The sequence below is a fragment of the Sinorhizobium sp. KGO-5 genome (assembly GCF_036245905.1).
Taxonomy (GTDB): Bacteria; Pseudomonadota; Alphaproteobacteria; order Rhizobiales; family Rhizobiaceae; genus Sinorhizobium; species Sinorhizobium meliloti_A.
Genome location: NZ_BDIZ01000001.1, coordinates 1,451,140 through 1,473,909, shown reverse-complemented (window position 1 = coordinate 1,473,909; position 22,770 = coordinate 1,451,140). Strand labels below are relative to the sequence as shown.

Sequence of the window (22,770 nt, the reverse complement as noted above, 5' to 3'; positions counted from 1 at the left end):
CCCGTCATGGGTTTATCAGGTCGCAACCGCCGGGAAAACCATGCGCACCGCCAGGCCCCGACCTTCCTCCTCCGTCGCCGACAGTTCCAGCGAGCCGCGGTGCATCTCCATGACGGCCTCGACGAGCGAGAGGCCGAGGCCCGTCCCCGGCTTCGACCGGCTTTCGTCCAGGCGAACGAAACGCTTGACGACCTCCCCGCGCATATTCTCCGGAACGCCGGGCCCGTGGTCGGCAACGGTCAACACGACGTGACGAGCGCTCCTCTTCAATTCAACCCGTATCAGCGGATTTTCGGCACCTTCCGCATATTTGATCGCATTGTCGATCAGGTTGCCCAGCGCCTGGCTGATCAGTTCGCGGTTGCCGGAGATCGCCGCCCCCGCCGCCGCCTCCGCTTCGATGCGCATTTCCTTGTCTTCCGCCAGCGGCTCGTAGAGTTCGACGCAATCCGCCACGATCTGCGCCAGGTCGACCTCGTTCATCTCGGCGACGGCGGAGCCGGCTTCGACGCGGGAAATCATCAGAAGCGCGTTGAAGGTACGAATCAGCTGATCGGACTCGGCGATGATCTGTTCGAGCGCACCGCTCTGGTTGCCCTCTTCGGTATCGGCGAGCGCCGCCTCTGCCCTGTTGCGCAAGCGCGTCAGCGGTGTCTTGAGATCGTGCGCTATGTTGTCCGAGACCTGTTTCAGTCCTTCGTTCAGCTTTTCGATGCGCTCGAGCATCGCGTTCAGCGATTCCGAAAGACGGTCGAACTCGTCGCCGGAACCGCTCGTCGGCAAGCGTTGCGAGAGGTCGCCGGCCATGATCTTGGTGCTCGCCTCCGACATGCGGTCGATCCGGCGCAAGGCGTTGCGGCCGATGCCGAACCAGATCACCAGCGCACCGAGCCCCATGATGCCGAGCGCGACCATCAACGCCTGACGGACGAGCGCACGGAATTTTTCGGGTTCCTGCAGGTCGCGTCCGACGAGGACTCTCAACCCGTTGTCGAGCATCAGGACCTGGGCAAGGGCGACATGCCTGTCGGCGCGGCTCTCGTCGGTGAAGCGCCGGTAACGGAACGGCTCGGATTTCCATCCTTCGTCATCGAGCAGCCCCGGCTCCAGCGCGGCCACGTTTCCGGCGAGGATCTCTCCGTTCGGACCCGCAATGACGTAGAGATTGGCTCCCGGCTGACGTGCCCGGCGCTCGAGCGAGCGAAGCAGCCCGTTGATGCCGGCCCGGTCGTATACGCCGGCGATCTGCGCCACTTCGGCGGCGATCGCTTCCCGCGTCTGCTGCTGCAGGAGGCGCTCCGACATGCCGGTCACGTAGAAGACGAGGAAGGCCGCACACAGGGAGAAGAGGACCAGATAGAGCGCAGAGAGCCGGACTGCGGTCGTCCTGAACAGCACGCCTACCCTGCTCATGTGTCCGTGGTCCGGTCGTCCTTGATCATGTATCCGGCGCCCCGGATCGTCCGCAGCAGGGGAGGATCGAAATCCTTCTCGATCTTCGAGCGCAGGCGCGAGACGTGCACGTCGATAACATTGGTCTGGGGGTCGAAGTGGTAGTCCCACACGTTTTCGAGCAGCATGGTTCTTGTCACCACCTGCCCGGCATTTTTCATGAGGTATTCGAGCAGCCGGAATTCGCGCGGCTGCAAGGATATCTCCTTGCCCTGCCGTCGGACCGAATGGGACAGGCGGTCGAGTTCGAGATCGCCGACGCGATAGACCATGTCCTGCTCGGGTGCGCCCTTTCGGCGGCCGAGCACCTCGACACGCGCGAGGAGCTCGCTGAAGGCGTAGGGCTTCGGCAGGTAATCGTCGCCGCCGGCACGCAGACCGGTGACGCGGTCGTCCACCTGCCCGAGTGCGGAGAGAATGAGCACGGGCGTGTGGATGTCCTTGCGCCTGAGTTCGGTGATCAGCGAAAGACCGTCGCGGCGGGGAAGCATGCGGTCCACGACGAGAACGTCATAGGCATTCTCGCTCGCCATGAACAGGCCGGCCTCGCCGTCGCTCGCGTGATCGCAGACGATGCCTGCCTCACGGAATGCCTTGGCCAGATAGGCGGCCGCCTCCAGATCGTCTTCAACAATCAGAATCTTCATACGGGTGACCATAGTCCCGGACCTCCGTTCGTCTCAACCGGTTTCAGCCCGCTGCGGCTGACGGGATTTGAAACACCAAGCGCCGCGACATGTTTTCGATGTCGCGGCGCCTTCCAAGTCGGAGCGGGGTTCGGAAAGTCCGCGCCCCTTCCTGCGGCGTCTCAGCCCTGAGCGATGGGGAGTGCGACGAAGCGGCTGCCTTCCTGAGCCTCGATCTGGAACAGAGCCTTGGTCCGTCCATCCTTCTTGGCGTTGTTGATGACCTTGAGAACGTCATCCGCCGATTTCACGTCCTGATTGTTGACGGAGACGATCTTCTCGCCTTCCTTCAGGCCGCGATCACTGGCGGCGGAGTCCGGATCGACGGACGTGATCGTGACGCCACTGTCGTCGTCCGACGGGGTTACCGTCAAGCCGAGGTCTGCCAGCGCCTCCTCGCCTGCCTGACCTTCATCGGGCTGCGCTTCGCTGGTCGCCGGCGTTTCCTTGGAATCGCTCGGCAGCGTGCCGATTTCGAGCTTGACCGTCTCCGACTTGCCGCTACGCCACAGCGTGACCTCGGCGGTGGAGCCGGGGCGCAATGCCGCGACCCGACGGGCAAGATCGCGCGGATCCTTGACCGGTTCGCCATTCAGGGCCGTCACGATGTCACCGTTCTTGATGCCCGCCTTTTCACCCGGCGAGCCTGCCTGAGGTTCGACGACGAGGGCGCCATTCGCTTCGGACAGGCCGAGCGACTCGGCGATGTCCTTCGTCACCGGCTGTATCTGGACACCCAGCCAGCCGCGCGAAACCGTGCCGTCCTTCATCAAGGAGTCGACGACGTCTTTCGCGACCGTTGCGGGAATCGCGAAGGCGATGCCGACATTGCCGCCGGAGGGCGAGAAGATGGCCGTGTTGATGCCGACCACTTCGCCTGCGAGGTTGAAGGTCGGGCCGCCGGAGTTGCCGCGGTTCACCGCTGCGTCGACCTGCAGATAGTCGTCATAGGGGCCGGAACCGATATCGCGTCCCCGGGCGGAGATGATGCCCGCGGTCACCGTGCCGCCGAGGCCGAAGGGATTGCCGACGGCGACCACCCAGTCGCCGACGCGGACCTTTTCGTCGTCGGCGAACTTGACATAGGTGAACTTGCGCTTGTCGTCGACCTTGAGCACGGCGAGATCGGTCCGGCTGTCCTTGCCGACGAGCTTGGCATCGAGCTCGGTACCGTCGTTCAATATGACGGTGAAGGCCGAGCCGTCGGAGACGACATGATTATTGGTGACGAGGTAACCGTCCTCGGTGATGAAGAAGCCGGACCCTTGTGCCCGCGGACGGAGACGACCCTCGCCGCGGGGGCCGCGACGGTCCCGCCAGCGATCCGCGCGGTCGTTGTCACCGGGACCGAATTCGCGGAAGAAGCGCCGCAGCGGATGGTCTTCGGGCAGATCCTCGAAGCCGCGGCCGCCGAAATCGAAGGTGAAGTTGCTTCCATCGTCGCTGACGCGCTCACGTGCCTGCACGCGGACGGAGACGACCGCCGGAGAAACGGCGTCGACGACGTTCGCGAAGCTCGGAACAGCCGGAGCGGGCACGCTGACGGCTTCGGCGAAGGACTTGGTAACCTCTGCCGGGAGGCCGGTGGTCAGCAGCACGGCCGCGACACCCGCAACCGTCGTTGTCTTCAGCACTGTCTTCAAGGAGGGCCGGGAATTTTTGATCGTGGACATTCGCTTTGCCTTCTCTCTTTCAGGAAGCCCGCCTGCAGGGGCAGGCGGCTTCGAAACCTTTCTCCGAGCCGGACCAAGGGCCTGATTGCCGGAGATCCGCTCGTCTGGCTGTCCCCTGGGGAAACAGCCTGTGTCGAAAGATGTAACGGGTTGGACCTTACTGAGTTCTGTCCGGCAGATGAATTTTTGGTAATGTTCCGCTCGGCCCGGCAAGCTGCCGGAGTCCCTGCGCCGGGTGGTGCGCCGCAAAGCCGGGAATCCCGCTCGAGATCAGGGCCGCAGGAGCTTGTCCAGCGCTTCCTTTTCCTCGGCGGAAAGGGGGGCGCCGGGAATCCTCGCGGCGCGGCGCCGCCCCGCCAGGACGAGGGTGACGATGCCGGCCACGAGAAGGATGGCGGGCATGCCCCACAGCACGAGCGTCTTGGCCTCGAAGCGAGGTTTCAAAAGAACGAATTCGCCATAGCGCGAGACGACGTAGGAGATCACAGCCTCGTCCGTATCGCCGTTCTTCAGCCGCTCGCGCACGAGCAGCCGCAGATCCTTGGCGAGTTCGGCATTGGAGTCGTCGATCGACTGGTTCTGGCAGACCATGCAGCGAAGCTGGGCGGAAATCGCACGGGCACGCGCCTCTAGCCCCGGATCTGCGAGCACCTCGTCAGGATTGACGGCAAGGCTCGGAACGACCGAGGCAAGGAGAAGGAAGAGCGCGAGCAGCAGCCGCCTGATCATTCCGCAGCTCCCATCGCCAGCGCCTTTCTGGCACGCGCCGGTGCGCCCACGCGAAGGCGCCGATCACTGAGCGAGACGATGCCGCCGGCCATCATCACGAGCGCGCCGCCCCAGATGCAGAGAATCAGCGGTTTCCACCAGATGCGGACGACGATGCCGCCATCCGCCATGTCGTCGCCCAGCGAAACATAGAGCTGACTGAGGCCGAAGGTCCGGATTCCGGCTTCCGTCGTCGGCATGCGGCGCGCGGAATAGAGCCGCTTCGACGACCAGATATCGGTAACCGCGACCCCGCCTCGGCTGATGGTGAAGTGGCCGGCCTCCTCGGTATAGTTCGGCCCGCGCCCTTCACGCATGCCGTCGAAGCGCAGGCTGTAGCGCCCGACGTCGACTACCGCGCCGGGCTTCATCTCGACGACCGTTTCCGTTTCGAAAGCCGTGACCGTGACTATCCCGATAAGGGTGATTCCGAGCCCGATATGGGCGAGCGCCGTGCCGAAAGCCGAACGCGGCAGTCCCGAAAGCCGTCTCCAGGCGACGCCCGCCGCCACTTTGCCGAGACCGGAGCGCAGAACCAGATCGGTAAGCGCTCCCAGGATCAGGTACACGCCGAGGCCGAGGCCGAAGGGAGCCAGGACCGGGCCGCCGTGCAGCGCGTAATAGCAGATCGCGGCAGCGAGCAGGCCCAGGGCGGCAGCCGCAAACAGACGTTGCGCCGCACCGGCAAGGTCGCCGCGCTTCCAGGCAAGCAGCGGACCGAAGGGAACGACGGCGATGAGCGGCAGCATCAGCAGACCGAACGTCATGTTGAAGAACGGCGCGCCGACCGAAATCTTGTCGCCGGTGAGCGCTTCGAGTACCAGCGGATACAGCGTGCCGGTCAGCACCGTCGCCGTGGCCGTCGTCAGGATCAGGTTGTTCACGACGAGCGCACCCTCGCGCGAAACCGGCGCGAAAATTCCCCCGGCCTTGAGATGGGAGGCACGGAAGGCAAAGAGCGAAAACGCACCGCCGATGAAGACGACCAGGATGGCGAGAATGAAGACGCCGCGGGTCGGGTCGGTGGCGAAGGCATGGACGGATGTCAGCACGCCGGAGCGCACCAGGAACGTGCCGAGCAGCGACAGCGAAAAGGTCATGATCGCCAGCAGCACGGTCCAGATCTTCAGCGCCTCTCGCTTCTCCATGACCAGGGCCGAGTGGAGAAGTGCCGTTCCGGCAAGCCAAGGCATGAAAGAGGCGTTTTCGACCGGGTCCCAGAACCACCAGCCGCCCCAGCCCAGCTCGTAATAGGCCCAATAGGAGCCCATGGCGATGCCGGCGGTAAGAAAGGTCCAGGCGGCGAGTGTCCACGGCCGCACCCATCGCGCCCAGGCCGCGTCGATCCGCCCCTCGATGAGGGCGGCGACCGCGAAGGAGAAGCATACGGAAAAGCCGACATAGCCGAGATAAAGCAAGGGCGGGTGGATCGCGAGCCCGATATCCTGCAGCACGGGGTTGAGATCCCTGCCCTCGCCCGGTGCCGGCACGAGCCGCGCGAAGGGATTGGAGGTCAGCAGGACGAAGAGCGCGAACGCCGTCGCGATCCAGGCCTGCACCGCAAGCACGTTCGCCTTCAACGTCTCTGGCAGGTTGCGGCCGAAGAGCGCCACCATCGCGGAAAAGAAGACGAGAATCAGCAGCCAGAGAAGCATCGAGCCTTCATGGTTTCCCCAGACCCCGGTAATCTTGTAGATCAGCGGTTTGAGGGAATGCGAGTTCTCCCAGACGTTCTTGACCGAGAAATCCGATGTCACATAGGCGAATGTCAGCACCGCGAAGGAGAATGCCACCAGCAGGAAGCAGACGAGCGCCGCGTTTGCTGCCAGGCCCATCAAGGAAGGGTCGCCGCGCCGCACTCCCAGGACCGGCAAGACCCCCTGGATGATCGCGGTCGCGAGCGCCAGGACCAGTGCATAGTGCCCGAGTTCGATGATCATCGGATGTTTTCCTCCCCGCCGAGCGTGACACCCTGCGCTTTGAGGCGGTCGGCGACATCCTTCGGCATGTATGTCTCATCATGCTTTGCGAGGACGGTGTCCGCAACGAAAACCGGGCTGCCGCCGACGAAGGCTCCCTCGGCCACCACGCCCTGGCCCTCGCGGAAGAGGTCGGGCAGGATGCCCGTATAGGTCACCGGAACGGTCGCAAGCGTATCCGTCACCGTGAATGTGATAGTCCTTCCCTCGCCGCGCTTTACGGAGCCCGCCTCGACAAGCCCGCCGAGGCGGATGCGCGTCCCCGGCGCGACGCCCGCCTTCGCAAGATCGCCCGGAACGTAGAAATAGGCGACCGCCTGGCTGAAGGCGAACATGACGAGCAGCACCGCGGCCGTCAGAAATGCCACGCCGCCGCCGATTATCGCCAATCTTTTCTGCTTGCGTGTCATTCAGCCTCTCCGCCGGCGTCGATCCCCAGTTCCCGGGCCAAGGCCAGCAACTGCTTTCCCTGCTCGCCCGTTTCCGGGAAGGCCCTCAGCCCGTCATGCAACGCAATTTTCGCCCTGTCCCTTTGGTCGAGCACCACATAGGAACGGATCAGGCGCATCCACCCCTCCAGATTGGCCGGATCCTCTTTCAGGCGGCTTGCCAGGCTGTCGACCATGCCGCGGATCATCGCCTGCCGGTCGCCGGCATTCATTTGCTCTGCGGCGGCGATATCGCCGGGAGCCGGATTTCCGGGCGCGGCAGGGCCTGGGCCGGCCGGGGCGGCGGCGAGCTCCGCGATATGCTGGTTCACCAGAGACAGCCAGGGCGCATCGGCCGGTGAGCTCTCCGCGAGCTTGCGGAAGGCTGCGAGCGCTTCGGTGTGCTTGCCCTCCTGCTTCAGGCCGAGTGCGAGGTAGAATGCGGAGCGCGGATCGTCGGGGTCGAGCGCCAGCGCCTTTTGCAGCGCGTTCTGCGCCTCGGATGTGACCAGGCCGCCCGCCTGCGCCACAAGAGCCTCGGCGTAGCCGCCCATTCTTGCCGGGGTTGGCCCGAGCAGGCGGATCGCGCGGTCGTAGGCGGCGACGGCGTCATCCACGCGGCCGTGGCGCATGTAGATCGGCGCCAGCAGGTCCCAGCCGGCGCCGTCCTGCGGATTGAGGGCCAGGTGGTTTTCGGCCTTCGCGATCAGGATGTTGACGTCGTCGCCGGGATCGGCAAGGCGAGCCGCGAGCGGCTGTGCCGGCACACCGGGGCTGCCGGTCGTCAAATAGAGACAAAGGCCGACGGCCGGAAGACAGAGGAAAATGAAAGCCTGCGCCAGGCGGTTGGATAGAAGCCGCTTCGGCGTGCGCTCCGCCACAGCCTGATCTGCGGCACTGGCGGCCAGCATGCGGCGGGCGATCTCGGCCCTGGCCAGCTCGGCCTCCTCGCTTCCGATCAGACCGGCCTCCCGGTCCCGCGCCAACTCGCCAAGCTGATCGCGATAGACTTCGATGTCGTGACTATGGCGAGACGGCAGCGGCTCTGCCGCCCGCATGAGCGGCAGAAGAAGCACGGCTGCGACAGCCGCCGTCAGAAGGGCGACGAGGATCCAGAACAACATGCTTGGGGAATACTATGAGGGCCATGTCATTCCAACTCGAAAACCGGCAATGACGTATATTTGAGGCGTTTCGCCGCAAGAATGCCGCCGCGCAAGGAGAATCCGCTCGCCAAAGCAGCCCCCGGCGATTCAACGCCTTCCACGGTTCGCGATATTCGAGGGCGGTGCCGCTCAGGTGAGCGGCGTCCAGCTTCCATCGCTGTTGCGACAGGCGGCGCCGCGTGCCGTGGTCTGTTGGCTCTTGACGGTCACCGTATGGCTGTACTGACGGCAATTCTGCGACCCGACCTGATAGGGTGCGGCAGCGACGACCGAGCCGCTGACGCCCCGCCCTTGCCAGGCGACGGGCTGCCCGCCCGGCGCGGCTTCGAGGGCGCGATACTCGGCCTCGAGCGCCCGCTGCCGATCCGACTTGCCGAGCTCGACGCCGCCAAGACGCGAAACGACGCCACCCTGCAGGGCCTCGATATAGGTGGCTGACGATGCAACGCGGGTGGACGCTGCTCCGAGCCCGGCAACCGCCCCACCCTGACCGGACGAGGTCGTGCCACAGCCGGCGAGGGCTACACCCGAAGCCACCACCGCTATCCTGCCGCGTGACGCGAAAGCTCGCGTCATTTCTGCGTAATTCCTCATGATACGCGCTACTCATTCCTCTTGCCGGTCGCCAGTCGCGCCTCGGGAATATCCATCGAAACGGCTGGCTTCGGTCGAGTTCTTTTTGCACCACCTGCGGGTGGAGGCAACCGCCTGCCGTCAGCGCCGGCATTTTCAGGACCGGGTGTGACCGCCGGATCACGATCGTCCCGCATCAGTCGTATCCGACCGGCGCTCAGACCGCCGCCGGCAGTACGAGCGTGGCCCGCAACCCTCCCACATCGCGACGGCTGAGCTCCACGCTTCCCTGATATTCACCCACGATCTCGCTTACGATCGAAAGACCGAGCCCGGTTCCGGGCTTGCTCTCGTCGAGCCGCTTGCCGCGTTTCATCGCCACCGCGATCTGATCGGGGTCGAGCCCCGGTCCGTCGTCGTCAATCTGGAGCACGATCCACTGGCGGCCCGGCTCCCTTTCGCGCGCATCTTCGGGGGCCGGCTCAACATTCAGCGAAATCCTATCATGCGCGTAACGGGCGGCGTTTTCCAGCAAGTTGCCGACCGTTTCCTCGACGTCCTGCTGTTCCATCGCCAGCACCAGTCCGGGCGGATTGATGGAGAGGCTGAATTGCTTGTCCGGGTTGAGCCGCCGCATCACCCGCATGATTCTTTCCAGTGCCGGCTGGGCTTCGGTCCGCGCCAGAATCGACCCGCGCTGGGCGGCAATCCTGGCGCGGCTGAGATAGGACTGCACCTGTGTCTGCATGGCGTCCGCCTGGGCCCTGACCAGCTCGCCGTGCGGCACCTCCAGCACTCTCGCCTCGTTGAGCAGCACGGCGATCGGCGTCTTGAGCGAGTGGGCCAGATTGCCGACCTGCATGCGCGCGCGTTCGACGATACGCCGATTGCTGTCGATCAGCGCGTTCACCTCGTTGGCAAGGGGTTGGATCTCCCGCGGGAACGCGCCATCCAGCCGTTCGCTCTCCCCCGTGCGGATCTTTTCGAGCGAGCGGCGTACCTGATCGAGCGGCTTCAGGCCGAACAGGATCGTGAGCGCGTTAACGCCAAGGCCGCCGAGACCGAAAATGGACAGGGCGATCGTGAGGTTGCGCGTGAAGCGATCTATGTCGGCCTCGAGGACATCGCGATTGCCGGCGACGCGGAAGCGGGCGGCGTGGCCCTGAATGTCGAGAACGACCTCGGTTTCGGCCACCTCCACCGCGTTTCCGAACGGATCCGTGGTGGTGTAGAACCGCTCGTAGCGGATATCGAAGGGGACCTCGTCGACGCTGACGATCGGCAGTTTCGCCGTGCCGAGCGAAGTCGATATCAGCGGCGGCGTGTCGAATTCGCCGATCGGCTCGACGATCCAATACCAGCCCGTCTGCGGTTGGGAAAAGCGCAGGTCGCCAAGCTGCGGGCTACCGGAGAGCGCGGCCTTCTCGTCGACAGAGATGGAGTTGATGACGTTGTAGAGCTGCGCCCGCAGCAGGTCCTGAAAGCCGCGCTCGGAGCCCTGCCGATAAAGGGCGGAGATGACGACCCCGATCACCACGAGGGCAACGACGGCCCAGACGGTCGAAACCGCCAGAACGCGCGCCGTGAGCGATCTAATGGCCATTGCCGGGTGCTTGCATGCGATATCCGAGGCCGCGCACCGTTTCGATCAGATCATTGCCGATCTTCTTGCGGAGCCGGCCGATGAAAACCTCGATCGTGTTGGAATCGCGATCGAAGTCCTGATCATACATGTGTTCGACCAGCTCGGTGCGGGAAACCACCTGTCCCATATGATGCATGAGGTAGGAAAGCAGGCGGAACTCGTGCGATGTGAGCTTCAGCGCCACGCCTGCGACGGTCGCCTTGGAGCCCTTGGTGTCGAGACGGACGGGGCCGCAGACGATCTCGGAGCTTGCGTGCCCGGCGGCCCGCCGGATCAAAGCACGGATGCGGGCCAGCACCTCCTCTACGTGGAAAGGCTTCGCCACGTAATCGTCCGCGCCGGCATCGATGCCTGCGACCTTGTCGCTCCATCGATCGCGGGCCGTCAGGATCAGCACCGGCATGGTCTTGCCGTCTGCGCGCCACTTCTCGAGAACGGTGATGCCGTCCATCTCCGGAAGGCCTATATCGAGAATCACCGCATCATAGGGCTCCGCATCGCCCAGATAGTGGCCCTCTTCGCCGTCATAAGCCTGATCGACGACATAACCGGCCTCCTTGAGAGCGTCGGCCAGCTGCCTGTTCAGATTGGTATCGTCCTCGACGATCAGAATGCGCATTCTCGTCCACTTCCCTTGCCTTCGGGTACTCCCGAAAAAGCTTACATAGGCACTTTCACCGTGACTTTCTTGGGGCGCCCTCCGTTGCCCGGGATGAGCACCGTCACCACGCACTGCCCATCGCCGGTCGGCTGGGCAGAAAGCAGCTCGCCACCCGTCTGGGCAACCACCTGCGCGGCGGCCGCGCTGCAATCGCCAGCCACGCGGACGACAACCGCAGGCATGTTGACGGCAGGCGGAGAAAAGCCTGCGAGGCCTGCGGCGAGCGCGGCTATGGTCAATGCTGAAGACATGAACGCACTTTCGACTTGGGAAGCACTATGCCGGAATCATTAACCGATACAGGCTGAATGGCAAATGAATGTCGGCCTTGTGGATCCGCGGACTCGCGTCCGGCGGTTGTCTGATCTCTGATACGGGAATCGACCGTAGATTGCAGAAGTTGGGCGAACAAGTCTTTGGGACAGCTCGGCGTGGGCATCAACGAGACTGCTGCCACCTTTCTGTGGATCGGCTGGGAAATTAATCGATTTAAATTTTTTTCAATCGTTTAAATGCTTTAAACCGCTGATTTACAAAGTCTTTATCCTGTGGAATCGTCCGCCCAGTCCAACAGTCTCGCCCAAAGGAGGTCCGGATGAAGACACTCGCGAACAAGCCGCCGGTATCACCGCAATCCAGAATCCCGCAATCGCTGCTCGAGCGGTTCGAGAACGAGTGGCGCGAAATGCGCACGGTCGGCGAGGCTGCACAGAAGACCGTTCCTCCCGCAGAGTGAATTGCCCCGGCGGCCCGGCGCCGCGGGATTTTTGCCAATCGGCAATTCCGTGCTACTCTCCTTCCATGCTGTCCGAAGAAATCGAAAAGCTGGCCCTGAGCCTTCCGGGAACCCAGGAAAATGCCCATTTCGGTGCACGGGATTTCCGTGTGGGCAACCGGATTTTCATGACCCTGCCGGAAGCCGGTCGCGCCGTATTCAAGTTCACGCCGGACCAGCAGCGAATGCTTCTGGAAATGGAGCCCGGCGTCTGCGCCGCCGTTCCCGGCGGCTGGGGCGCACGCGGCTGGACATCATTCTATTTCGTCGGTGCCGACGACGAACTCGTTCGCCAGTCCATGGAAACCGCATGGCGCAATGTCGCGCCGAGAAACCTCGTCACCAAAAACGGCCGTCACTGACGGCGACGGTCCGCGAAGTCGCTGCAGCACTCTGAGGCGTGCCCTAATCGGCCGGTTCCCTGCCGACCTCCAGTGGCCAGGTCACGAGATAATCTTCATAATCTTCGATGTCGATGCCGTCCTCGGCGACGGTGCGTCCGCGCACGGATATGCCGGCCGCATGCACGGTCTCCGGATCGCCGGAGACGAGCGGGTGCCACCAGTAGAGATCCCTGCCTTCGGCAACCAGACGGTAGCCGCAGGTCGGCGGCAGCCAGCTGATTTCGCGCACCGCTTTCGGCGTCAATTGAATGCAGTCCGGGACGGTTGCCTGGCGATTGTCATAGTCCTTGCAGCGACAGCTTTCGCCATCCAGCAGGGTGCAGCGGATCGAAGTCCAGGCGATCTCGGAACTGTCCCAATCCTCGAGCTTGTTGAGACAACAGAGCCCGCAACCATCGCAGAGGCTCTCCCACTCCGCGCCGGTCATCTCCTCGAGACCTTTCGTCTTCCAGAAAGGCATTTCGCCCATAAAGTCACACTTTCGTAAAATCCGAGCCAACTTTGAAACTTCGCAGAAAATTGCCGGTTTTTTAAGGCGGGTTGCGCGATATGCAAGTAGATTGGATTGCCGCCCCGTGCAAATATCGTCATGAGGCAGAACCTTCGGGACATGAAAGCCGTGCAGGAACCGAGGAAAGAGGACAACCGGCCGAAAAGGCGACACATCTTTCTTCGGATCGATTCCTGGATCGATTCGACCGTATGGAGTGCAGGGTTCCGGCTCGGTGAGTGGTGGGAGGACACCACCATCTTCTTCCGCCGTTTTCGCGTGCGCGGCTGGAAAAGAGCGTTCTTCGAAGTGCTCGGCGAGGGAATGACCCTCGGCGCGGCGGGCTCGGTGCTGATGCTGGCGCTCGCCCTTCCCGCTTTCGAGGAAACCAAGGGCAACTGGCGGGCGCAAAGCGATTTCGCAGTCACCTTTCTTGACCGCTACGGCAACGAGATCGGCCACCGGGGCATCATCCACGAGGATTCCGTCCCGATCGACGAGCTGCCCGATCACCTCATAAAAGCGGTCCTCGCCACGGAAGACAGGCGCTTCTTCGACCATTGGGGCATAGATTTTCTCGGGCTCGCACGCGCCATGACCGAAAACGCTCGCGCCGGCGGGGTCGTTCAAGGCGGCTCGACACTGACGCAGCAACTGGCCAAGAACCTTTTCCTCTCGAACGAGAGGACGATCGAGCGCAAGATCAAGGAAGCCTTTCTTGCCGTCTGGCTCGAATCCAACCTGTCGAAAAAGGAAATCCTCCGCCTCTATCTCGACCGCGCCTATATGGGCGGCGGCACCTTCGGCGCGGCAGCGGCGGCGCAGTTCTATTTCGGCAAGGCGATTACCGACGTCAATCTTGCCGAGTCGGCGATGCTCGCCGGTCTCTTCAAGGCGCCGGCGCGCTATGCCCCCCATGTGAACCTGCCGGCGGCGCGTGCCCGCGCCAACGAGGTCCTGAGCAATCTCGTACAGGGTGGGCTGATGACGGAAGGACAGGTGATCGCCGCCCGCCTGACCCCAGCCTCGGTGGTCGATCGTGCTCAGGTCAAGGCACCGGATTTCTTCCTCGACTGGGCCTTCGAAGAGGTCCAGCGCATTGCCGCTCCCTTCGCGCAGCATTCGCTGATCGTGCGCACGACGATCGACATGGGGCTGCAGCAAGCAGCCGAGGAAGCGGTCGAATCGGGCCTCAGGCAATATGGCGAGAGCTACAAGGTCAAGCAGGGCGCTCTCGTCATGGTCGAGCATGGCGGCGCGGTGCGGGCGATGGTCGGCGGCCGCGACTACGGCGAAAGCCAGTTCAACCGCGCCACGCGCGCGCTGCGCCAGCCGGGGTCGTCCTTCAAGGTCTATACCTACGCTGCCGCGATGGAAAAGGGCATGACACCGGAAACCATCGTGGTGGACGCGCCAATCACCTGGCGCGGCTGGTCGCCGCAGAACTACGGCCGCAAATATGCCGGCCGGGTAACGATGATGAACGCGCTCGCCAGATCGATCAACACTATTCCGGTCCGCCTCGCCAAGGACAAGCTCGGTACCGAAATCATTGCCGAGACCGCCAGGAGAATGGGCGTCGAGACCCCGGTTCGGACCGACAAGACCATGCCGCTCGGCACCTCCGAAGTGACCGTGCTCGATCAGGCGACGGCCTATGCGGTCTTTCCGGCGGGCGGGTTCCAGTCGCAACGCCACGGCATCAGCCAGATTCTCAACTATGACGGCGACATTCTCTACGACTTCGGGCGCGACGCGCCGCCGCCACGCAGGGTTCTGAGCGAACAGGCGGTCTCGTCGATGAACCGCATCCTGACGCAGATTCCGGTCATCGGGACGGCGCGGCGCGCAGCCCTCGACAACGGGATCGTCACCGGCGGCAAGACCGGAACGACACAGGCTTATCGCGACGCATGGTTCGTCGGCTTCACCGGCGACTACACCACAGCCGTCTGGTTCGGCAATGACGACTATACCTCCACCGATGAAATGACCGGCGGATCTCTCCCGGCGATGACCTTCAAGCGGCTGATGGACTATGCCGAACAGGGGATCGAGCACCGCGCGATTCCGGGCATCGAAATCGCACCCGCCAAACCGGCGAAGGAGCGGGTCGCCGAAACTGCGAAGCCGGACGAGAACGCCCTGCCGCCGCTCGTGCGGCCGCGGTCATTATCCGCGGACGTAACCCGGCTCTTGAAAAAGATCGGCGACACATTCGAGAAAGCGCAACCGCTCAAGGCGCGCGAAAGACCCGGCGGCAAGGTGGCCGTGCTCGAGCCGACGGATCGCGGCGTGAACATGCGGACCATGCCCGGCACGACAAACAATTGACTTTGCAGTCAGAAATCCGTTCTCTGGCGAACAGGCCGAGCGGCGCCCCTACGAGCGCCGACAGGGTAAACGACGCAACATTCGATAGAGCCGCCACTTGTTTCGAGTTCCCCTCCTTGTCGCTCTTGCCCTCATCGTCGCGTTCGGCGGCGGAATCGGGACGGCCGTATGGGCGCTGAAGGCGACCGTCGGTTTCGGCTCGATCGCGATCGGTCCCTGGATCGCTTTTCCCGAAGCGCAGACCGTCTCCGCCGATCCCTATGCCAAGGCGCACCGCGCCCGGGCCGGCGAATTGCTCTATGGCGGCGCCGAGGGACTGGCCTTTACCGCTCTCACGGACGATACCGGTGCGCGCCTCTCGGCCGCCTGCTCCTATGACATTTCGGGTATGACACCGCCGGCGCGGTTCTGGACCCTTTATGCGGCGGCGGCGGACGGGACCGCGCTGTTGCCGGGGCCGGACCTGCCCTCCGCAATCAATTCCTGGACCGTCCTGCGCGCCGAGGACAGCCGCTTCGTCATCCACGTTTCCCCGGTTGCCCAGCCCGACAACTGGCTGGCGATACCCCGGACGGGCAGCTTCGCGCTCGTGCTGACCCTTCTGGACACGCCGACGGCAGGGTCCTCCGGCTTGATCGACCTCGCAATGCCGAAGATCGCAAAAACCGGGTGCGGGCATGCGTAGCATCATCTTCGCCATTCTCGTCGGTCTCGTCGGAGCGGCGCTTCTTCATATCGTGATCGTGCTCGCCCTGCCCCAGTTCACCGGCCGCGATGCCTATACGCGCGTGCTCGGCCTGCTCGAAATGGACAGCTTCTTTCCGCTGACCGCCGAACCGGGGCCGACAGGCCTGAACAACGCCGACCCCTTCCTGCGTACGGCCGTCTGCAGCTTCTCGGTGGCGGACGCTCCGGCTCGCTTCGTCGGGCGCGGCGACGTGCCCTTCTGGTCGCTTGCGATCTTCGACAGCGGGTCGAACGAGGTCTTCAGCATGAACGACCAGACAGCCGTCCATGGCGATCTCGACCTCGTGGTCGCCACACCGATCCAGCTCGTCGAGCTGCGCAAGTCGCCGCCCGAAGCGCTGGCGCAATCGATCATGATCGAGATGAAGGACGAGGAAGGTTACGCAGTTCTTCGAGCCCTGGCACCTCTCGACAGCTTCGAGGACCTGGTCCGCACATTCCTTGCGGAGTCGAGGTGCGAGCCCTTCCAGCGGTAGAGGCGAAGGTAACGGCGATTTGGGGGAAACTGAAATCGAAGTGGTCGAAGTCGGGCGGCGAACGGGCGCACCGCCCGGGCGGGCGCTGCCGGCGCTTTGCCCGCGGGTTTACTGCTTCTTGGCCTGGCGGCCAGCCGGGGCAGTTGGCTGCGGTCCGCGGCCGTCCAGCCTCTCGTAACGGATTCCTGTGAAGAACAACACCTTGGCGCCGCCCTTCCCGACAGGACGCCGTCGAGGGCGTTTGACGATCCGGTCCTGCATTCTGATTACGTCTGCCATGCTCGTCTCCATAGTCTCACGAGACGGATGAACTACCGTACAGATTTCACCCTGCCCGTTTTCGGGCTGACGCATTTTCCGGTGCCCGGACAGACGCGCCCTTCTCAGTCACTCCTTCTTCCGGTCACCCGGATGTCGTCCGTTTCGGCATAAGAGGCGAGGCGATAATAGCCGCCTTGTGCCGATTGAGCCACAGCCTGGTTAACCGTTTGTTAATCCAGACCATGACGCATTAACCTCGCGCAATCCTCAATCCTGGGGGATTTGCAAATCCGGCAATCCGTCCGTCAGCGCCTTGCAATCAGACCGAAAAGGAAAGCTACACCCGCGACCGTCAGCAATGTCGAAATCGGTTCTTCCCGAACGCGCTCCCGGACGCGCTGCGTCATCAGTTCCGCTTCCCCCTGCACGACCGCCTTGGCTCCGGTGCCAATGGCCGAGACGGTCTCCGTCAGCCGGGCGATCTCTGCCTTCAGTTCCTGGACCTGGGATTCCAATTCGGCCTGTGCGCCGGACGCCCGCGTTTGGGCACCCGTCTCTGCACCGACTGCCGCCAGATTCTTCTCCGCCATCTCTCCGCTCCTTGCCATTCCGGTATCACCCTTTGCGCGATTTCAACGCGTCGAGGCCGGATTGGTTCCCATGGAGGACGACGCAAGAACCAGCGGCTCAAGGAAGGGCGGCGACGATCGCCGCCCACCCTGGAGTGAAGCGGCCGAATCGCCGCGCCTACTCTTCGCAGCGGAAATCGCCGCCGTCGCATTCCGCGATCGTCCTCTGCCCGTGGTAACGGCGCTCGCGGCGCGACTGTTCCCGTTCAGCGCCCTCGATCCCCCGCCGCCAGCGGTCATCGTCACGGCCGCGCTCCGATTCCCATTCGCGCCGCTCCCTTTCCCGGTCACGCTCCCAGTCTCGGCGTTCCCGCACCTGGCGGCGATCCCATTCCGGCCGGTCGCGTTCACGCTCCCGATCCCAATCGCGGTCATGCCTCCAGCGGTCGCGATGGCGATAGAATTCACGGCCGCGGTAGTTCCGATCCCAATAGCTGTCGAACTCGAAGACGACCGTCGGAATGCCGAGCGGACGGTAGTATTCCGGCTCCACATAGACCCGGCTGCTGCGATAGGCGGCCTGCACGTATCGGCCTGCCACCCATCCCCGCCCGCCATAGAAGGAAACGTCGCACCAGGGGCTCTCCGACAGGCAGCCGTGAATTTCCACCGATTCGCCGACCGGAATGACCGTTACAGCCGGATAATATGTACTCGGTCCCGAGCGCATATTGACATTGGCAGTGGCAAAACCTTCGGCCGCCGATGCGGCCGCGGGCATGAGCAGCAGCGCAAAGGCAGCCGCTGCCCGCAAGAATATTTTCTTCACAAATCAACTCCCACATGAGAGGCCGCAGCCCGACTCGCTTCCGGCGTTTGCCGTCAATCGGATCAAATAGGAGCGCTTGTGGACTTTTTATGGCTGAGGAAAGCGGCCTCCGCTGCCGGGGCGGCTCGTCACCAGAATGACGCAAGCCTGAATAAAGCCCCAACGTCCATAGTTAATGCTGCGCTAACGATTTCGATCTAGTTTTAGACACGTGTGTCGTTCCGAGCCATCGGAATGCCGTCATGCTTTGCGTTTTAGGATATGTCGTGACAAACCGGTTTCGTGAGTTGGAACGGCCGCAGACGGGGCGGTTGAAGGACGTCGTGCTGATGGCGACCGTCACCGGCTTCGAGAGCCTTCGGATTCCAAGCAGGTCCGACATGAAGCAGTTTGCGGAGCTGTTCGAGCCGCTCTTCCTCGGCTCCAGCAACGAGGCACGCCGACAGGCGGCGGCGGCACTATCCCAATGCCTGCACGTGCCGGAGCCGGTGGCCCTGTTGATCGGCAGCATGCCCATTTCGATCGCCGCCGCCTTCCTTGCCCGTGCGACAGCGATTTCCGACGGCGTGCTCATTTCCATCATTCGCCAGCAAGGGCAGGGCCATGCGAACGCCATTGCCCGTCGGGAGAGCCTTTCGCCTTCGGTGATCGACGCGCTCGTCGAGCATCATCAGTCCGCTCCCCTCCCAGCACGTCTTCACGACGGCGCCAGTCGCCCGGCGGCGAGCGATCCGCAGCCGGCTGCCGCAGCCGCCGATCGCGAAGAAAAGCTGCGCGCGGAAATCAAGGCGCTGGCGCGCGTCGGATCACAGGAGAAGAACGGCACCTCGTCGATCCAACCCGTCAGCGAGTTGCATTGCGCGCTGCTCGTCCGTTTTGCGCGCAATGGCGAAGCGACCCTCTTCTCCACGGCCCTGGCAGACGCGCTCGGAGCAAGCCGCGCACTCACCGACCGAATATTGCTCGATGTTTCCGGCCAGCAACTCGCCGCGACGCTTGCAGCTCTCGCCTTTCCGGCGGACGAGGAAAGCCGCGTGCTCGAGGCGCTCTATCCCCATCTTTCCGAAAGAATCGGCGGCGGCAACCGCGCCGAAGCGCTGATCGGAAGTCTCGACCGGCAGGCGAGCGGCGAACGGGTGGCGTCCTGGGTTCGCGCCGATGCAAACGGGGCGAAGCCAGGACGGCATGAGAGCCTGCTTGCGGATAATCGAGCCGCGGACCCGCGCGGGCACGACGCGCAACCGATTGCGCGTCAAAGCAAGGCCGTCCAACCAAAGCGAGGCTTCGGCCAGTTCTAGATCCGTTCATCGTAGCCGATCAAAGAACAACGACATGCAGAAGTTCAAATTGCTACGTGGCGCGGGAAGAGTTCTTTCAGCCCAAGGACTTGGGCTGGCTGGATTCCTGTGACGAGCACAGGAATGAGGAGATCGAGCAAACCGCGGCGGGTATCCCGAATCTCGACAGGTCTCAAACCAGATCGAACAGATCGCTGCAGTCGTCGAGTTCCAACTCTACGATCCAGCAGTCCGGGTCGAAGCGGATTTCCGAGGAAAGCGCCCGTTCGACCGCGTCGGCCTCGGCGCCTCGCAATCGCACCTCGAAGCGGCGCGACGTATCTCCTTCCTCATCGAAGAAATTCTGCGGCGCCGGCGCATAAAGCGTCTCGTAGCCCGATCGTCCGCGCTGCCGGATGAAGATCGCGCCGGCGTCCTCCGCTCCCTTGCGCAGCACAGCCGCATACCCGCCGCGTCCAAAGGCGTTCCGCAAAAGCGAGGAGACGAAAATGTGGGACTTCAGGCGCATGCACAGCTGATACACGCGCCACCGGCGAGATGCAAACGGAGCGGTCGACCGGCAGTGGTGCGCAACTGCTCCTCTTGCTCTGACCGTCAGAGCGCTCCGATTTCCTTAAGCTTCTTGAGAACCTTGGGGTTGGGCTCTCCGGTCGGAGGAAGACGATAGTGTTTTTCGAAATGGCGGATGGCGGCGCGCGTCTGATCGCCGGCAACACCATCGACGACGACATCCGCATAGGCGAGATTGCTCAGCCCCTTCTGGATGTTCATCACCATTTCGCTCGACACGGGAACCTCCGTGCGGGAGCCGAGCGCGTTGTCCTTCTCGGCGCTGCGGATGGCAGCGGCAACCGGATCCGCCTCGGCCGGAACAGTCTTCGGGTCGGCATAGGGCCGGTTGGCGGGCGTCGCAACTGCCGGCGGGGAGCCGCCGGCGTTGCGCAGTGCCCGAAGCAGATCGTCACTCGGCGCACCCGTCTCCATACGGCCGGCCTGCTTTTCGAAGCGGAGGATCGCCGCCGAGGTCTTCGGACCGCTTCGGCCGTCCGGCGCTCCTTCGTAGAAGCCGAGCCTTGCCAGCTCCTTCTGGATGTCCGCAACCAGCGTCGAGACCGTGCTGCCGGGCGCATCCGGTGAGTCCTGCGCCGGAAGCGACGCCTGCCGTTCGTTGGGCCCGTCCGTTGCCGCATCGCCGGCTTTCGCGTTCCCCTCCCGCTCTATGACGAAGGTGGTAACATCGCGCTGCTCGACCGGCTCGCCTTTGGCAGCCGCAAGGCGTTCGGCCACTTCGGGACTGACGAGGGGCACGCGGGTACGCAGAAGCGGCGAGGGATGAGTACCGTTCTGGTACCACATGGCGTTTGCGGCGACGAAACTGAAGACGACGGCAAAGATCGCCGACCCGCCGGCGCTCACCGGATGGCGGGAGATCAGGCGACCGGTGAGCACCAGACCACGGCCGACGACAGCGAGTCCGCGCAAGGCCAGACCCGCTCCGCGCCGCGCCGCCCGCTTGCGCTCAGGCTGTTTTCGCTTGCGCGGCGCCATGTCCCCCTTCCCTGTCAATTTCTCCGGTGTGGAAAGCCTCGGAGAGCGCCGGCACTCCGGTTTCGCTCTTTCCGTCTGCGTGCTGCTTCAATCGCGGCGGAAACTCCACTGTAACGGGCGCATCCGGGCACTCCCTTTCTGCCGCACCTGCGGCATCGCTGGGAATGGTTACGACGATAACGGTACCCTCCCCCTCGGCGCTGCGGATCGCAAAATCGCCGCCATGCAGTTCGGCAAGTCCCTTGACCAGCGAGAGGCCGAGTCCGGTACCCTCGTAGCGGCGGGTATAGTCATTCTGAATCTGGACGAAAGGTTGGCCGAGCATTTGCAGCTTGTCCGCAGCGATCCCGATCCCGGTGTCGCTGACCGTCAGCTTCAGCATGTTGCCTTCAAGTGCGGCATCCACCGTGACAAGCCCGCCGCGGTCGGTAAACTTGATGGCGTTGCCGATGAGATTGATGAGGATTTGCTGGAAGGCGCGCTGGTCCGCATTGATCTCGCCGACGGAACGGGTGACGCGGCTCGTCAGCCGCACGCCTTTTTCGCGCGCCTGGTGCGACAGCATGGCCTCGCAGGCGGCGATCGCCTCGGCGACACGGAACGGTTCGAGGAGAAGCTCGTAACGGCCCGCTTCGATCTTGCTGATATCGAGCATCGTGTTGACGACCGAGAGAAGATGCGAGCCGGATTGATGGATCAGCGACACGTATTCGCGCTGGCGATCGTTTTCGAGCTTGCCGAAATATTCGCCTGCAAGCACGTCCGAAAAGCCGAGGATGGCATTGAGCGGCGTGCGCAATTCATGGCTGACGGCCGCAAGGAACCGCGTTTTGGCATCGTTGGCCGACTCGGCATGTGCTGCCTTGGCGGCCGCCTCTGCCTGCAAGCGGGCCTCTTCGGAAACATCGCGAGACTGGGCGACAATCGCAAGGAGATTTCCTTCAGCGTCTCGAATCGGCGTCATCTCGCAGTAGATATGTGCGAATTGAGCGCCATCTGCCGACGTCCGTTCGAGACGGATGTCCACGGCAGAGCGCTCGCTGTCCAGGCGCAGCGAATCAATCGCTCTCAGGAAGGCGATGCGATCCGACACATGGATCTGCTCGATGAAGCCGCGCCCATGCGGATCGCGCATCAGTTTCAGATACTCACTCGCATCGCGGCCGTGGACGGACAGGACGTGGCCCCGGGCATCGTGGACGGTCACCAAACCCGCAAAGAGATTATATGCCGCATTGAGATCGGGCAGTTCCGGTGCAGGCGCGAGTTCCACCTCGCCGGCCGCCGGGAAATCGCGGCCGCTCGCAATGGCTGCAGCCGCGGCCAGCAGGGACGCCGAGGCCCAAAGCGCCGCTCCCGCCGGCAGCGCGGCGGATACGGGCAATGCCAGGGTCAGCGCGAGCGGGACGATCGGCAGCGCGGTCAGGGATACGGCAGCGACGGCACGCAAGCGTCTGAAGTCGTGACGCGCAATTGCTGGGCCCAGGCCGCCGCGCGGCAGCCAGGGTGCGGCCGCTTCATCCACAAAGGATGTCCATCTGCCAGCCATGTCACGCAATAAACTCACGCCTTGCCCTGCCGAATTTGTCGTTCTTGCGAGGCAATTTCGGACCGTTCCGCGTCGTCGCGGACGACCGCCTCGTGATGACCCGAATCTCGCACCCCTGACTTAATGAAAGAATAAACGGCCGCTCTCCGGAGGCGTCCGGGGCGACCGAAAGTTCCCGATTTGAGGCAATCCGAGCGAGCATCGTCAGATGTGGTTAACGGTGCGTAAGCAGCGGATTTTCGTGGATTTTTCGGCTCGCGTTAACGATTTGGGCAGGCATCGCCACTATCCGGTGCCGGGAACGCGAGGCTTGAGGCCGAGACCTCAGCCACGAGCGTTAACGACGGCCGCTGAAATGCAGGGAAAAGCGTCTGCACGAATATGCTGATCCCTGAATTTCAATAAAATTTGAAGCAAATACCGTTGTTTCTGGAAAAGCGGCCTTGTGATTCCCGCGCT

Annotated in this window: 24 protein-coding genes; 6 read left to right on the top strand and 18 right to left on the bottom strand. The window is 63.5% G+C overall.

Annotated elements, in window-relative coordinates; all coding sequences use genetic code 11:
* Window positions 1-15 precede the first annotated feature (15 nt).
* From BHD07_RS07000 to feuN, 11 genes are all read right to left on the bottom strand, one after another.
* On the bottom strand, window positions 16-1,413 hold the full coding sequence (locus tag BHD07_RS07000; RefSeq protein ID WP_100672025.1) for a sensor histidine kinase: 1,398 nt from the start codon (window positions 1,411-1,413) through the stop codon (window positions 16-18).
* Window positions 1,410-2,111: a response regulator transcription factor gene (locus BHD07_RS06995; protein WP_018094561.1), complete on the bottom strand. Its 702-nt coding sequence runs from the start codon at window positions 2,109-2,111 to the stop codon at window positions 1,410-1,412. The genes BHD07_RS07000 and BHD07_RS06995 overlap by 4 nt, the downstream gene beginning before the upstream one ends.
* Before the next feature lie 149 nt (window positions 2,112-2,260).
* Window positions 2,261-3,811, bottom strand: a complete 1,551-nt coding sequence (locus tag BHD07_RS06990; RefSeq protein WP_338278634.1) for a Do family serine endopeptidase — start codon at window positions 3,809-3,811, stop codon at window positions 2,261-2,263.
* A gap of 270 nt (window positions 3,812-4,081) precedes the next feature.
* Complete coding sequence (locus tag BHD07_RS06985; protein WP_100672259.1) at window positions 4,082-4,537, bottom strand: cytochrome c-type biogenesis protein; 456 nt, start codon at window positions 4,535-4,537, stop codon at window positions 4,082-4,084.
* Window positions 4,537-6,519 (bottom strand): heme lyase CcmF/NrfE family subunit, encoded by a 1,983-nt coding sequence (locus BHD07_RS06980; RefSeq protein WP_338278632.1) that lies wholly within the window; start codon window positions 6,517-6,519, stop codon window positions 4,537-4,539. The genes BHD07_RS06985 and BHD07_RS06980 overlap by 1 nt, the downstream gene beginning before the upstream one ends.
* Window positions 6,516-6,968 (bottom strand): cytochrome c maturation protein CcmE, encoded by a 453-nt coding sequence (gene ccmE, locus BHD07_RS06975; RefSeq protein ID WP_029958929.1) that lies wholly within the window; start codon window positions 6,966-6,968, stop codon window positions 6,516-6,518. Before ccmE ends, BHD07_RS06980 begins: the two co-directional genes overlap by 4 nt.
* Window positions 6,965-8,110 (bottom strand): c-type cytochrome biogenesis protein CcmI, encoded by a 1,146-nt coding sequence (gene ccmI, locus BHD07_RS06970; protein WP_338278630.1) that lies wholly within the window; start codon window positions 8,108-8,110, stop codon window positions 6,965-6,967. Before ccmI ends, ccmE begins: the two co-directional genes overlap by 4 nt.
* Before the next feature lie 171 nt (window positions 8,111-8,281).
* Window positions 8,282-8,728, bottom strand: a complete 447-nt coding sequence (locus tag BHD07_RS06965; protein WP_100672020.1) for a hypothetical protein — start codon at window positions 8,726-8,728, stop codon at window positions 8,282-8,284.
* Between the two features lie 214 nt (window positions 8,729-8,942).
* Window positions 8,943-10,328, bottom strand: a complete 1,386-nt coding sequence (feuQ, locus tag BHD07_RS06960) for a two-component system sensor histidine kinase FeuQ (RefSeq protein WP_100672019.1) — start codon at window positions 10,326-10,328, stop codon at window positions 8,943-8,945.
* Window positions 10,318-10,989 (bottom strand): two-component system response regulator FeuP, encoded by a 672-nt coding sequence (gene feuP / locus BHD07_RS06955; protein WP_003527364.1) that lies wholly within the window; start codon window positions 10,987-10,989, stop codon window positions 10,318-10,320. Before feuP ends, feuQ begins: the two co-directional genes overlap by 11 nt.
* Before the next feature lie 41 nt (window positions 10,990-11,030).
* Entirely contained in the window at window positions 11,031-11,282 is a 252-nt protein-coding gene (gene feuN, locus BHD07_RS06950) for a two-component system FeuPQ modulator FeuN (RefSeq protein WP_003527365.1), read from the bottom strand.
* 344 nt (window positions 11,283-11,626) lie between these two features.
* Here feuN and BHD07_RS06945 point away from each other — a divergent pair, with 344 nt between their 5' ends.
* On the top strand, window positions 11,627-11,767 hold the full coding sequence (locus BHD07_RS06945; protein WP_003527368.1) for a hypothetical protein: 141 nt from the start codon (window positions 11,627-11,629) through the stop codon (window positions 11,765-11,767).
* 65 nt (window positions 11,768-11,832) lie between these two features.
* The gene (locus BHD07_RS06940) at window positions 11,833-12,168 is read left to right on the top strand and encodes an MmcQ/YjbR family DNA-binding protein (RefSeq protein WP_100672018.1); all 336 of its coding nucleotides are present in this window, start codon (window positions 11,833-11,835) and stop codon (window positions 12,166-12,168) included.
* A gap of 43 nt (window positions 12,169-12,211) precedes the next feature.
* Here the strand turns inward: BHD07_RS06940 and BHD07_RS06935 are convergent, their stop codons facing one another.
* Window positions 12,212-12,679, bottom strand: a complete 468-nt coding sequence (locus tag BHD07_RS06935; RefSeq protein ID WP_003527370.1) for a YcgN family cysteine cluster protein — start codon at window positions 12,677-12,679, stop codon at window positions 12,212-12,214.
* Window positions 12,680-12,799: 120 nt separating this feature from the next.
* Here BHD07_RS06935 and BHD07_RS06930 point away from each other — a divergent pair, with 120 nt between their 5' ends.
* From BHD07_RS06930 to BHD07_RS06920, 3 genes are all read left to right on the top strand, one after another.
* Window positions 12,800-15,034: a transglycosylase domain-containing protein gene (locus BHD07_RS06930; RefSeq protein ID WP_338278622.1), complete on the top strand. Its 2,235-nt coding sequence runs from the start codon at window positions 12,800-12,802 to the stop codon at window positions 15,032-15,034.
* Window positions 15,035-15,131: 97 nt separating this feature from the next.
* Complete coding sequence (locus tag BHD07_RS06925) at window positions 15,132-15,719, top strand: DUF1214 domain-containing protein (protein ID WP_100672015.1); 588 nt, start codon at window positions 15,132-15,134, stop codon at window positions 15,717-15,719.
* Window positions 15,712-16,257, top strand: a complete 546-nt coding sequence (locus BHD07_RS06920) for a DUF1254 domain-containing protein (RefSeq protein WP_018094549.1) — start codon at window positions 15,712-15,714, stop codon at window positions 16,255-16,257. Before BHD07_RS06925 ends, BHD07_RS06920 begins: the two co-directional genes overlap by 8 nt.
* Before the next feature lie 108 nt (window positions 16,258-16,365).
* Here BHD07_RS06920 and BHD07_RS06915 read toward each other — a convergent pair whose 3' ends face one another.
* The 3 genes from BHD07_RS06915 to BHD07_RS06905 all read right to left on the bottom strand — a co-directional run bounded on the left by BHD07_RS06915 (window position 16,366) and on the right by BHD07_RS06905 (window position 17,916).
* Entirely contained in the window at window positions 16,366-16,536 is a 171-nt protein-coding gene (locus tag BHD07_RS06915; protein WP_013844138.1) for a hypothetical protein, read from the bottom strand.
* 287 nt (window positions 16,537-16,823) lie between these two features.
* Window positions 16,824-17,108, bottom strand: coding sequence for a hypothetical protein (locus tag BHD07_RS06910; RefSeq protein WP_018094548.1), 285 nt, complete (start codon window positions 17,106-17,108; stop codon window positions 16,824-16,826).
* A 157-nt stretch (window positions 17,109-17,265) separates the two neighbouring features.
* Window positions 17,266-17,916, bottom strand: coding sequence for an SH3 domain-containing protein (locus tag BHD07_RS06905; RefSeq protein ID WP_338278615.1), 651 nt, complete (start codon window positions 17,914-17,916; stop codon window positions 17,266-17,268).
* A gap of 242 nt (window positions 17,917-18,158) precedes the next feature.
* On the opposite strand from BHD07_RS06905, the gene BHD07_RS06900 reads away from it, so the two are divergent.
* The gene (locus BHD07_RS06900) at window positions 18,159-19,214 is read left to right on the top strand and encodes a DUF2336 domain-containing protein (protein ID WP_338278613.1); all 1,056 of its coding nucleotides are present in this window, start codon (window positions 18,159-18,161) and stop codon (window positions 19,212-19,214) included.
* Window positions 19,215-19,386: 172 nt separating this feature from the next.
* On the opposite strand, the gene BHD07_RS06895 is transcribed toward BHD07_RS06900, so the two are convergent.
* The 3 genes from BHD07_RS06895 to BHD07_RS06885 all read right to left on the bottom strand — a co-directional run bounded on the left by BHD07_RS06895 (window position 19,387) and on the right by BHD07_RS06885 (window position 22,311).
* Window positions 19,387-19,722 carry a DUF1491 family protein gene (locus BHD07_RS06895; protein WP_018094545.1) on the bottom strand — a complete coding sequence of 112 codons (336 nt, stop codon included), beginning with the start codon at window positions 19,720-19,722 and terminating at the stop codon, window positions 19,387-19,389.
* Between the two features lie 86 nt (window positions 19,723-19,808).
* Window positions 19,809-20,762 carry a peptidoglycan-binding domain-containing protein gene (locus BHD07_RS06890; protein WP_338278612.1) on the bottom strand — a complete coding sequence of 318 codons (954 nt, stop codon included), beginning with the start codon at window positions 20,760-20,762 and terminating at the stop codon, window positions 19,809-19,811.
* Complete coding sequence (locus BHD07_RS06885) at window positions 20,734-22,311, bottom strand: sensor histidine kinase (RefSeq protein WP_338278611.1); 1,578 nt, start codon at window positions 22,309-22,311, stop codon at window positions 20,734-20,736. The genes BHD07_RS06890 and BHD07_RS06885 overlap by 29 nt, the downstream gene beginning before the upstream one ends.
* Window positions 22,312-22,770 lie beyond the last annotated feature (459 nt).

Bases quoted from the DNA above. Each gene is read 5' to 3' on its own strand.
- BHD07_RS07000 (WP_100672025.1), bottom strand. From the start codon at position 1,413: ATGAGCAGGGTAGGCGTGCTGTTCAGGACGACCGCAGTCCGGCTCTCT.
- BHD07_RS06995 (WP_018094561.1), bottom strand. From the start codon at position 2,111: ATGGTCACCCGTATGAAGATTCTGATTGTTGAAGACGATCTGGAGGCG.
- BHD07_RS06990 (WP_338278634.1), bottom strand. From the start codon at position 3,811: ATGTCCACGATCAAAAATTCCCGGCCCTCCTTGAAGACAGTGCTGAAG.
- BHD07_RS06980 (WP_338278632.1), bottom strand. From the start codon at position 6,519: ATGATCATCGAACTCGGGCACTATGCACTGGTCCTGGCGCTCGCGACC.
- ccmE (WP_029958929.1), bottom strand. From the start codon at position 6,968: ATGACACGCAAGCAGAAAAGATTGGCGATAATCGGCGGCGGCGTGGCA.
- ccmI (WP_338278630.1), bottom strand. From the start codon at position 8,110: ATGTTGTTCTGGATCCTCGTCGCCCTTCTGACGGCGGCTGTCGCAGCC.
- BHD07_RS06965 (WP_100672020.1), bottom strand. From the start codon at position 8,728: ATGACGCGAGCTTTCGCGTCACGCGGCAGGATAGCGGTGGTGGCTTCG.
- feuQ (WP_100672019.1), bottom strand. From the start codon at position 10,328: ATGGCCATTAGATCGCTCACGGCGCGCGTTCTGGCGGTTTCGACCGTC.
- feuP (WP_003527364.1), bottom strand. From the start codon at position 10,989: ATGCGCATTCTGATCGTCGAGGACGATACCAATCTGAACAGGCAGCTG.
- feuN (WP_003527365.1), bottom strand. From the start codon at position 11,282: ATGTCTTCAGCATTGACCATAGCCGCGCTCGCCGCAGGCCTCGCAGGC.
- BHD07_RS06945 (WP_003527368.1), top strand. From the start codon at position 11,627: ATGAAGACACTCGCGAACAAGCCGCCGGTATCACCGCAATCCAGAATC.
- BHD07_RS06940 (WP_100672018.1), top strand. From the start codon at position 11,833: ATGCTGTCCGAAGAAATCGAAAAGCTGGCCCTGAGCCTTCCGGGAACC.
- BHD07_RS06935 (WP_003527370.1), bottom strand. From the start codon at position 12,679: ATGGGCGAAATGCCTTTCTGGAAGACGAAAGGTCTCGAGGAGATGACC.
- BHD07_RS06930 (WP_338278622.1), top strand. From the start codon at position 12,800: ATGAGGCAGAACCTTCGGGACATGAAAGCCGTGCAGGAACCGAGGAAA.
- BHD07_RS06920 (WP_018094549.1), top strand. From the start codon at position 15,712: ATGCGTAGCATCATCTTCGCCATTCTCGTCGGTCTCGTCGGAGCGGCG.
- BHD07_RS06915 (WP_013844138.1), bottom strand. From the start codon at position 16,536: ATGGCAGACGTAATCAGAATGCAGGACCGGATCGTCAAACGCCCTCGA.
- BHD07_RS06910 (WP_018094548.1), bottom strand. From the start codon at position 17,108: ATGGCGGAGAAGAATCTGGCGGCAGTCGGTGCAGAGACGGGTGCCCAA.
- BHD07_RS06900 (WP_338278613.1), top strand. From the start codon at position 18,159: ATGCTTTGCGTTTTAGGATATGTCGTGACAAACCGGTTTCGTGAGTTG.
- BHD07_RS06895 (WP_018094545.1), bottom strand. From the start codon at position 19,722: ATGCGCCTGAAGTCCCACATTTTCGTCTCCTCGCTTTTGCGGAACGCC.
- BHD07_RS06890 (WP_338278612.1), bottom strand. From the start codon at position 20,762: ATGGCGCCGCGCAAGCGAAAACAGCCTGAGCGCAAGCGGGCGGCGCGG.
- BHD07_RS06885 (WP_338278611.1), bottom strand. From the start codon at position 22,311: ATGGCTGGCAGATGGACATCCTTTGTGGATGAAGCGGCCGCACCCTGG.